We start from the raw sequence: 10,568 nt of genomic DNA, 5'->3' as shown, positions 1-10,568 counted from the left end.
ATTAATTTTTTATTAACAATAGAGTATAAATTTAGCAATTTAAACTGTATAATGTTATAAAAATGATAAAAAGCCAAATAATATTAGCATTTTACTTTTTATCATTTGCATCTACATAATTTAAAACCCCATCCTGGTCTCTGTCTCCCAAACCTTCTTCTTTGTCTAAAACCCCGTCATTATCAGAGTCTAAATCGAGATAATTCATGATTCCATCACCATCAGTATCAATCGCTCCTTCAACCTCATCAGGAATTCCGTCAGCATCAGCATCACGAATTAAGATTTTGTCTTTATTTTTTTCAGACATCTCAAAAGGTTTTGTTTTTAACAAAGCCAAACAACCAGCTGCCTCTCCTAAGTTTCTGATGTTTCTTGAAAATTTATGCAATAATGGTTCGTACTTATCTCTTTCAATTGCGGCTAAATTTACCGTTTCGTTAGGATCTACTTCATAATCATATAATTCATAGAAATTTTCTTGACCATTTTTCACCCATTCAATATAACGGTATTTGTCTTGTAATCTATAACCATATCCCATTCCTCTTTGTCCTTGGTACACCGTTATTGCGCCTATTTTAGTTTTGGCTGTAATATCTTTTAATATTGGCACTATACTTCTTCCCTTAAGAGGTCTTCCTGTATTTGTATCATTATTTAAGGGTTGCTCAGGAATTTTCAAACCTGCTAATTCGCATAAAGTAGGATATAAATCTACGGTTGAAACTGGTGCAGTTGTTTTTCCGCTTACATTCTTAGTTGCAGGATTGTAAATAATCAAAGGGGATGATGAAGCAATTTCTAAATTAGAATGTTTGTTCCATCTACCGTGTTCTCCCAAAAATAAACCATGATCACTCCAAAGTACGATAATAGTATTATCAGTCAATTTTAGTTCTTTGACTTTGTCTAAAATCATTCCTACTTGTGCATCAACAAAAGAAGTGGCTGCATAATAACCTTGTTTTAATTTTACCTGATACTCTAGAGTTATTAAACCTGTTGCAGGATCGATATGGTCTTTAATATCCTTACCTTGTATCGTATAGGTTTTTAAATCATCTCTTCCTAAAGGAGCTTTTTGGTTTTTGGCTGGTTCAAATTTGGTATTATTATATAAGTCCCAATATTTCTTTGGTGCTACAAAAGGTTCGTGTGGTTTTTTTAACCCAATAGCCAAAAAGAACGGTTTTTTGTTTGCCGCTAATTGCTCCATCAACTTAATTCCTTCACTTCGGATATTACCGTCGATGTAGTCTTTCTCAGGTAAATCTTCAAAACTCATGGACAATCCGTGATCATCCACTTTATCAACAGGTGAAATATAAGGTATTGACCAAGAAGCTTCATCTTCATCACGCCCTTTAATCTCCCCTTTTTCGTTTATTTTTCCTACCGTTCTAGGGTCATGAATTTTACCTGCTGCAGCAGTCGTGTAGCCATTGTTTCTAAAATATTCAGGCAAAAAGACCACATCTTTTAGTTTAGCTCGTATGGGTTTAAAACCAATAACACCCGTTTCCTCAGGCATTAAACTAGTGGCCAAACAAGACCTTGATGGACCACAAACGGCAAATTGAACCTCATGATTCAAAAAAGTAACTCCGCGTTTGGACAAAGCATCAATATTAGGCGTTATGGCTTGTTTGTCTCCATAACACCCTAAATTTGTTCTTAAGTCATCAATGCAAATCATCAATACATTTGGCTTGCTGTTGGTTGTTTTTTGTGGCCACATACTTAAAGTAACAAATGAGAATAAGATGCTGAGGGTTAAATTGTATTTCATTAGTTCAGTTTTCTTTTTTTTTTTAAGACTTTGTATTTTTTTTTTGGTTTATTAAAATTTCTATATTCGCAAAAGTAATTCCTGTTTTAAAAGACTTTTATGGAGCCGTTTGCACTCCTAGTGGATTCTTTATTTTCTGGCTCCAAGATCTTCCGTCTAAGGGCAAAACATATGCTCTTTCTGCCCAAGCATTCCATTTTGCATCTAATTCTTTTACTTTAGTGGGATGTTTTAAAGCCAAATCATTGATTTCAGAACGGTCATCTTTGAGATTATACAGTTCCCATTTTTTGTGATACGGAAAAGTTTCGATTCCTAAAGATACTAATTTCCAATCACCATCACGCAAACCTTGACTACCAATATGCTCAAAGTAAATGGTTCTTTGATTAGTTGTGTTTTTATTAAAGCTTGATACTAAACTTTTCCCTTCTAATGGGATAATTGTGTTACCATTGTACTTTTTCGGGTAGGTTGCATTTGCCACTTCCAGAAACGTAGGCATAAAGTCTATGACATGTCCTACTTGACTTCTTAGTACTCCTTTTGACTTGATTCCTTTAGGCCAATGCACAATTAATGGTGTTGAAATTCCCCCTTCATGTTGCCATTTTTTATAATTTCTAAATGGAGTATTACTAGTATTTGCCCAAGGTTTTCCATAACTTTCAAATGATTTTTTAGTACCTAAGTCGACTGTTGTTTTACTTTTTCCCCTCGATATGGGTTCCAAACAGCCGCCATTGTCTGAAACAAATAGAATTATGGTATTATCGAATTGCTTATTCTTTTTAAGGGTTTGAATAATTCTTCCAATGCCCTGATCCATACAGTCTATTTGCGCTGCATAAATGGCCATTCGTTTGTCCATTTCTATTTTTTTTTCATCCGAAAGTGATTCCCAATCTTGAATATCAGCATCCTTTTCAGATAATTTAGCCGAAGCTGGAATAATTCCTAATTTCTGCATTTTGTGGAAACGCTCTTTGCGTAATTCATCCCATCCTTTTAGATAAGAGCCTTGGTACTTTTTAATATCTTCAGGTTTTGCATGCAATGGCCAATGAGGCGCCACATGAGCGACATATAGAAATAACGGATTTTTTTTGGTCTTTAGATGATTCTCAATAAAGCTAGTCGCAGTATCATTTATAGCATCGGTAAAATAAAAATGCTGTTTGGACTGTATTTGTTTATTATCCATGAACAGGTTTTCAGGACTAAAATAATCGGATTGCCCTTTTAATACTCCAAAAAAGTGGTCAAAACCTCTTTGCAATGGCCAATTGTGTTTTGGGCTATCTTGTTCGCATTCATCATCTTTATTGACATGCCATTTCCCAGAAATATAGGTAGAATAGCCCGATTTTTTTAATACTTCACCAATTGTAACACACTTAGTATTTATCTCGGCTCTATAGCCTGGCCTTTCTAAATCAGCAACGGTCATCCAACCTAAACCGGTTTGATGCGGATACAAACCCGTTAATAATGAAGTCCTAGTAGGACAACATCTGGAGGTGTTGTAAAACTGTGTATATCGAATTCCATTATTTGCTAAGGCATCTAAATTAGGTGTTTGTATCTCACTTCCATAGCAACCCAAATCTGAAAACCCCATATCATCAGCCATAATCAAAATAATATTGGGACGTTGGTTAGTTATGGAATTTATTGATGTTGTTTTTTTTGTCGTAGGCGTTTCTTTGGATTTACATGAAATACATACAAAGGCTAATAAGAAAATAATTTTGCACATAATTTGAAAAAAGATTTGAAAAAATCATCCAAATACAGGAATAACAGCCTGTTTTTGGATAATTAAATTATTTAATAGTAACCCGTTGGGTCTAATCCAAAAGGAATTGTTTACCGCATAGAACATAGAAATAAAAAATATAATTAAAGAAAGGATAGAAAATACCACTATTTTTCAAATAGCTTGAATGTGTGAAAAGAAAGATATCTATCAAACTCTTTTAAAAACTATAAATTCTATGTTTCTATCTGGTAAATTCATTAGACACAATAGGTTTAATACTATTTCAAAACAAATTATAGATTAATTTTAAATTTATCAATTCGTAAAAGAGATTCTCCTGTATATACTTCGTATCCAGCATTGATACTCTTCAACCAAGCATTGGACAGAGCAACATTCTTTTTGGCTAAAATTTTTAAATCATCACTCATATTAGCATAATCAATATAATCCTTAGTCGCCTGAATAATTGCTTTGACATTGACTTTTAATATAGGCGGTAAAACATTTCCATAAGGAATAAACTTTACATGTGTCTTATCATTTTTGTCCCCAGAATTGGCAAAAAATTTATATCGCACCGCATACTTATAAGTAAGACCATCGATAACTAAATTATAAGGTTTCAAACTTCCATCACTATTTCTAGCAAAATACCAATATGCACCCGATGTTTGTGCGGTTAACTTATTGTCGTCTAAACTATCATCAAAATTTTTATATTGATGCATTACCACTAAATCATAATCTCTATCGGCATCAGCTACATCAGTAGTTTCCGTTCCATAATTATCAAAAATAAAGTTTATTGAAGCCATCCATTTATCATTTTTATCTATTGCGTTTTCTTGACTGGTTTTAAATTCAAAGTTTAAACTGGGGGTTATTTCTGAAATCTTAACAGGCATACCTACCACATTTTTATCAGCAACAATATAACTACCGCCTACTTTTGCACTACCAATAGTGATACTAGGATACGAATCCATTCCTGAACCACCTTGGTCTTTGTATTCTACACTATAACTACCTCCGTAATCTGCATTAAAAAGTTCGTTGAAATAATACATCTTACTAAAATTAGCATCTAGATAATTCTTTAAATAATAATTGGGGATGATTTTCTTAGCGCTTTGAACATATACTTTAGCAAAAGTACTGGTGTCAATTTCATCAGTTGTCACAGGGTCACCATTATTTGGTGGCGTATCAACCACTGGCTCAGAATCATCTGTGGTTGTTGTTTCTATGATATCATCACCACTACTAGAACAACTACTAGCTAATACGAAAATCAACATTAGGAGGATGATTTGTAGCGACCATTTTTTTGAATATTTAATCATGTTTTCTTAAACTATAGATTGGTTTGGTTAGTTTTTTTTATTTTAAAGAACTTCAATTAAAAAAGAACAACTAAAGCTTTTATTAGGTGCTAATTTTTCAATGCCTTTTTTTTGTGTAAAATCTTTATTGTGCGTTTTAAGGTCGGCGATACCATGCCAAGGTTCAATACAAACAAAAGGAGAACTATCATTTATAGACCAAATCCCTAGATATGGAAAATTCTTAAATGTCAGACTTAAGTATTTTTTTTGCGTAGGTTTATGTACAAAAGTTACTTTTGAAAACGGATTGGGATTGAACGTAAGTGAGCCTCTATCAAAGATTGTTTTAGGCAAGGGCATAATTCCTTTTTTATCAAAAACCGAAAAGGAATCACCTTCGTATAAACCATCTACGTTTGAATAGTACTCAGGTTTTATTTGTTTGTCAAAAACCAATTCATATTCTTCTCTTTTTTGATCTCTTTCAAAAGGGCAATTAAAAGCGGGATGTGCTCCAATAGAAAAATAAAGTTCCTCAGTATCCGAAGGGTTTTTTACAGTATAAGTAGTCGATACTATTTTTCCAGACAAACTGTATTTAACTTGAAGAATAAAATCGAAAGGGAATATTTTTTTGGAGTCCGCAGTAGCTCTTTGTTCCAAAGTAATGCTGTTCGCTGTTTTTTCGATTAGTTTAAATTCATTATCTCTAGCAAAACCATGTTGCATCATCGGATATGTTTTTCCTTTATAGACATATTCGTGATCGACTAATCTACCTACAATCGGAAAAAGAATAGGTGATTGTCTAGGCCAAAACTCAGGATTTGCCTGCCATACGTATTCTAAATCAGCAGTCTTACAACTGGTCATTTCTGCTCCTTTAGAATTTACACTAAAAGAAATAAAATCATTCTTAATCGTATAGATGCTGTCTGTTTTTAATGTTTTCAAATCGATATGTATCTTAGAATTATTTGCTTTTGAACAACAAACATTTGCACTTACCATCAGTATAGCCAGCACTATTAATTTACAATTAAAATGAGTTTTAGCTGAATTTTTCAAGTCTTAACAATTTAAGGTTATTGGCAACAATTATTGTTTTACTATTTTAAATGTATCTGAATTAACCTTTAAAAAATAAATCCCTGAACTAAGACTTGAAAGATTGATTCCAGAGTTCGAATCTTCAGAAGTAATCCTATTCGAAAGTAATTTTTGTCCCGCAATATTGTAAACCTCAACAGTATTGATGTTTTCTATACCATCCATATAAATATAATCTTTGACAGGATTGGGGTAAACATTGAATTTTGATATAGCATTATCATTTGTACCTAAACTTGGAAAATATTCAATCGCTCCTAAATCAGGTTGACCATCTCTCGTTTTTCCAAAATAATCAGTAGTGGGTGCAATGTCCTTATTAGCCTTACCAATAGCTTCTGATGAAGACTGTAATCCAAAATCATGGCTTACCGCTAGTTCATCTCCTGCATTGACAAACTTTGGGTTAATAAAATACATATTGGTTTGAATAGAAGTCGCATCTGAGTCTTGATTTAAACTTCCATTTATCCCAAACACTAAATTATTAGAAACAACCACATTCGTTGTTTCTGCGATAGAAATAGGAAATCCGCCCCAAGCATTATCAATGAAAATAATATTGTTTATAAATTTGAAATCATCACTATTATTTCCAGAAGTACTCATTCCAATATTATTTCCTGATTGCTCACCTCCTAGATTTGTTATCGAATTTGTATAAGAATTCATATAACAGGTGTTATTTATAAAATCCATTCGCAAACCCGAATTGCTGTGAATTCCACTATAGCCATTCCAATAAGCCAAATTATTAGCTACTAGAAAACGCCCATAATTCCAACCATTAGCTAAATCATTACGCTGTAACGAAATTCCTTTTCCTTCATCAATCTTTGGTGTAATCAATGTTTTATCAGGTGCCCATGAATAAATCTCATTGTAGTTATGATGTACTTTATTGTTTAAAATGTTTATTCTGTATCCTGGATTGGTATCCAAAAAACCTTGTACACTACTATTGGCATTGGTCACCACCATACCATGGGTTCCAGAAAATGATTTTCGTGAAGTGGCATACACTTCGTTGCCAATGATATTGATATAATCACAATCAGCCACCCTAAAACCATTGCCAGGCGTATGATGCACCTTTAAATTAGTAATATCAATATGATGAACTCTACTCATATACAAACCTCTGGTATCCGTATAAGACGGACGCGAAACGGATATGTTTGATATATCGGGAAGACTTCCGGGTTGGGAATAATTTTGTTCCACCTCAGCATCAGTTGTACCAAATGGCACTCTATAAAGCGTATTAGTAGAAGGATCTTCGCGATACAAAAACTGCAACGCTCGAGCAGTACTATAGGGAATACGATCCACCTCACCCATGATTTCTAATCCTTCAAATTTTAAATACGAGCAATTAGTCACCCTTAAAATATTAGCCCCATCTCCTTTCAGTACTGTATTACTATCATAAGGTTTTATAGTAATGTAATTCCCCGCAGTACCGTTTAAATTGTTGATTCGAATGGTGTTTTCTTGATGCCAAATTTGTGGATCATTGATATTTCCTGAATAAGAGTAGGTAGGATTATAACTTGCATTAGCATAAACTCCCATTATAAGCAAAGTATCTCCAGCACTAAGAACAGTAACGGCTTTTTCAACTGTTTTAAATGGATTGCCTGTAGATAACCCATTATTGGTATTACTCCCTGTTTGCTGATTCACATAATAGGTCGTTTGAGCAACGCCCATATTCGTCAATGCCGTAACAAACAACAGGATTAATAATTTCTTTTTAAAATTCATTTTGGTTAGTTTTTAGTTAGTTTTTTTGATTGTAAAAGAATTTATTCTCATTCTTAGACAACTAACCAAAATTAACCAATCATTCAAAGATTAAGGTTTGATAATTGTTCGTTATAGGTATAGTAATAGTCATTACAGAATCCATTCGAAGGAATTTTATGATATAAAAATATCTTAAAATCATTTAAATGAAAATTACACACTAAATCGACGATGCTCCTAAATCAAACAATATCAAACACATAATACAACTGTTTTAAAATCATCAAATAAACAACAATTGATTTCTGTTCCTTTTTAAACTGGCAAGACCCTATTTTTATATTGTTTTCTGGGTCTCGATTTTGAACCTTGTAATATGATAAAGTATGAATATTTTGAAAGGTTCTAAAAACAAAAAACCTCGAAAACAATAGCGTTTTTGAGGTTTTGATACCTTTTGAATTTTAAATCAGCAGAGAGGAAGGGATTCGAACCCTCGATACAGTTGCCCATATACTAGCTTTCCAGGCTAGCTCTTTCAACCACTCAGACACCTCTCTATTTTGGTTTGCAAATAACTCAAAAAAAAATGAGTTAGAAAAGTAAAAACGCTATTAAATCATTTCGCCGCGTAAAGAAGTTTCAAATAGGGTTTTGAAATCCTTTGGGGCGGTATTTTTACCCAATAAATACATTAGTTTGGTAATAGCAGCTTCGGTGGTGATGTCTTTTCCAGAAATCACACCATGATTTTTTAGTTCTGTGCTGGTTTCGTATTGTCCCATATGAACACTACCGCCAGAACATTGGGTGACATTAATAATATATAATCCTTTATTAATGGCCTTTTCAATCAAATCCAAAAACCATTCTTCTGTTGTTGCATTTCCAGAGCCGTAGGTTTCTAAAATGACTCCTTTTAATGTTGGAATCGACAATATGGCGGTTAGTACCGTTTCGCAAATACCAGGAAAAAGTTTTATTATGACCACATTGGTATCCAAGACATACTCAACTTTTAAGTTAGACGAAGATGATTTAGGTAAAAACAAATCAGAATTCCATTTTAAATGCACCCCAGATTCGGCTAAACAAGGATAATTAGGCGAATTAAATGCCTTAAAATGTTCGGCATTTACTTTGGTTGTACGGTTGCCGCGGAATAGTTTGTATTCAAAATAGAGTCCCACTTCTTGAATAACCGCTTGTCCGTTTTCGCGTAAGGAAGCGATTTGGATAGCGGTAATTAGATTTTCCTTCGCATCCGTTCGCAAATCCCCTATAGGCAGTTGCGAACCCGTAAGGATTACAGGTTTGCCCAAATTTTCGAGCATAAAACTCAAAGCCGATGCGGTATACGACATCGTATCGGAGCCGTGAAGTACTACGAATCCATCAAATGCAGCATAATTATCTTCGATAATCGAAGCTATTTTTGCCCAAAAAGTTGGATTCATGTTGGAGGAGTCAATCAGTTTTTCAAATGAAATAGATGCTATCTCACAGTCCAATTGTTTTAACTCGGGCGTATGTTTTAAAAGTTTGCTAAAATCAAAAGCTTTTAAAGCTCCTGTTTTAAAGTCTTTACTCATACCGATGGTTCCACCAGTATAAATCAGAAGTATTTTAGCTTTGGACTGCATTGTTATACTTTAAACTGTTCACAACAGGGTTTGCGTACATATTCAAAAACCCTTGCAAAGCAACAGGATTTGCAGCATCAATACGTTTTTCCATTCTGCGCTCAAAAACACTCTTTTGATCTTCGGTGTAATATTCTGCAAAAGTCTTGCTGTTGTTGATGATATCGTAAGCGATATAATTTGTAGGCCATAATTTATAATTAGGCAAGATTGAATCATCAATCGCTTGAGCAATCGCTTGGATTTGTTTGTTGGCATTATCGTTTTCAGCGGCGATAATATCAATGGCATCGTTCAACACATCACCAATATGGATATGGATGTGTTTCTTAGGCCCTAGCGCACCACTCAAAATAGTCATAAAATCTTCATTCTCTTGCTTAACATACACCTCATTATTAGCTTCTGCTAATATTTGGGGCATTTTCAAAGCATCAGTTGGGTCGTATTCATACGAAATAGACACAGGAACGATTTTGATTTTCTTGAAATAGTCCATCAAATTTTCTTCGTCTGATCCCATAGCAAGCATTTTCAAAATTCCAGGGTTTGTGGCATCATTTCCGTCTTTGGTCCTTCCTTCACGTTGAGCAATCCAAACCGAACGACTTTCATGTGTCAACAGGTGACCGATGTATTCCGATAACGTTTTTGAGCTTTGTAACATTTCACGAGGAGACAAACCTCTTTGAACTAAGAAATTACGATTCAATTTGGCTAGATCCATTAAGAATGGTTTTTTGACCAAATTATCACCAATGGCTGAAGCGGTCATTACTAATCCATGTTCAAATAATGAAGCGTTCAATAAGGTGGTATCTAATAAAATATCTCTATGATTTGAAATAAAAAGATAAGCTTCTCCTTTTTCTAATTTTTCAAAACCTGAAGTCGAAAGTCCATCAGAACTTTTTTCTAATACTTTTTGTACCGATTGGTATATAAAGTTGCATTGAAAATCACGAATAGAATGCGTTTTTGAGAGTTGCCCTTGCCAAAGTTCATCAGCTACTTCGGGAAAAGAAAAATTCATTAATGATTTCATCATCGGGTGATGAATTAATTTCTTGAGTGTTTCATTTACCTCGGAGTCGTAAAACGGCCGAATCGCATCAAATTTTTGCATTATAGTTATGTTTTAGTCCAAAGCAAAAGAACAAAAAAAAAGTCAAACTAAGGCAATA

7 protein-coding genes and 1 tRNA gene are annotated in these 10,568 nt (G+C 33.8%); all 8 read right to left on the bottom strand.

The window, feature by feature from the left end; all coding sequences use genetic code 11:
- Positions 1-91: 91 nt before the first annotated feature.
- A complete protein-coding gene (locus SLW70_RS02140) occupies positions 92-1,792 on the bottom strand; it encodes a sulfatase-like hydrolase/transferase (RefSeq protein WP_320890289.1) in 1,701 nt (566 codons plus the stop codon).
- Between the two features lie 97 nt (positions 1,793-1,889).
- Positions 1,890-3,551 carry an arylsulfatase gene (locus tag SLW70_RS02135; RefSeq protein ID WP_320890288.1) on the bottom strand — a complete coding sequence of 554 codons (1,662 nt, stop codon included), beginning with the start codon at positions 3,549-3,551 and terminating at the stop codon, positions 1,890-1,892.
- A gap of 296 nt (positions 3,552-3,847) precedes the next feature.
- Complete coding sequence (locus tag SLW70_RS02130) at positions 3,848-4,900, bottom strand: hypothetical protein (protein ID WP_320890287.1); 1,053 nt, start codon at positions 4,898-4,900, stop codon at positions 3,848-3,850.
- A gap of 42 nt (positions 4,901-4,942) precedes the next feature.
- Positions 4,943-5,950, bottom strand: coding sequence for an aldose 1-epimerase family protein (locus tag SLW70_RS02125; protein ID WP_320890286.1), 1,008 nt, complete (start codon positions 5,948-5,950; stop codon positions 4,943-4,945).
- Positions 5,951-5,980: 30 nt separating this feature from the next.
- Positions 5,981-7,759: a T9SS type A sorting domain-containing protein gene (locus SLW70_RS02120; RefSeq protein WP_320890285.1), complete on the bottom strand. Its 1,779-nt coding sequence runs from the start codon at positions 7,757-7,759 to the stop codon at positions 5,981-5,983.
- A gap of 455 nt (positions 7,760-8,214) precedes the next feature.
- Positions 8,215-8,301, bottom strand: a tRNA-Ser gene (locus SLW70_RS02115).
- Positions 8,302-8,355: 54 nt separating this feature from the next.
- The gene (locus SLW70_RS02110) at positions 8,356-9,384 is read right to left on the bottom strand and encodes an asparaginase (protein WP_320890283.1); all 1,029 of its coding nucleotides are present in this window, start codon (positions 9,382-9,384) and stop codon (positions 8,356-8,358) included.
- A complete protein-coding gene (locus tag SLW70_RS02105) occupies positions 9,368-10,510 on the bottom strand; it encodes a 1-acyl-sn-glycerol-3-phosphate acyltransferase (RefSeq protein WP_320890282.1) in 1,143 nt (380 codons plus the stop codon). Before SLW70_RS02105 ends, SLW70_RS02110 begins: the two co-directional genes overlap by 17 nt.
- Between the last annotated feature and the right edge of the window lie 58 nt (positions 10,511-10,568).

Origin of the sequence: Flavobacterium sp. NG2 (genome assembly GCF_034119845.1) — a bacterium.
Classification (GTDB): domain Bacteria; phylum Bacteroidota; class Bacteroidia; order Flavobacteriales; family Flavobacteriaceae; genus Flavobacterium.
This window is presented reverse-complemented; position numbering and strand designations above follow the sequence as displayed.

Bases quoted from the DNA above. Each gene is read 5' to 3' on its own strand.
- SLW70_RS02140 (WP_320890289.1), bottom strand. From the start codon at position 1,792: ATGAAATACAATTTAACCCTCAGCATCTTATTCTCATTTGTTACTTTA.
- SLW70_RS02135 (WP_320890288.1), bottom strand. From the start codon at position 3,551: ATGTGCAAAATTATTTTCTTATTAGCCTTTGTATGTATTTCATGTAAA.
- SLW70_RS02130 (WP_320890287.1), bottom strand. From the start codon at position 4,900: ATGATTAAATATTCAAAAAAATGGTCGCTACAAATCATCCTCCTAATG.
- SLW70_RS02120 (WP_320890285.1), bottom strand. From the start codon at position 7,759: ATGAATTTTAAAAAGAAATTATTAATCCTGTTGTTTGTTACGGCATTG.
- SLW70_RS02110 (WP_320890283.1), bottom strand. From the start codon at position 9,384: ATGCAGTCCAAAGCTAAAATACTTCTGATTTATACTGGTGGAACCATC.
- SLW70_RS02105 (WP_320890282.1), bottom strand. From the start codon at position 10,510: ATGCAAAAATTTGATGCGATTCGGCCGTTTTACGACTCCGAGGTAAAT.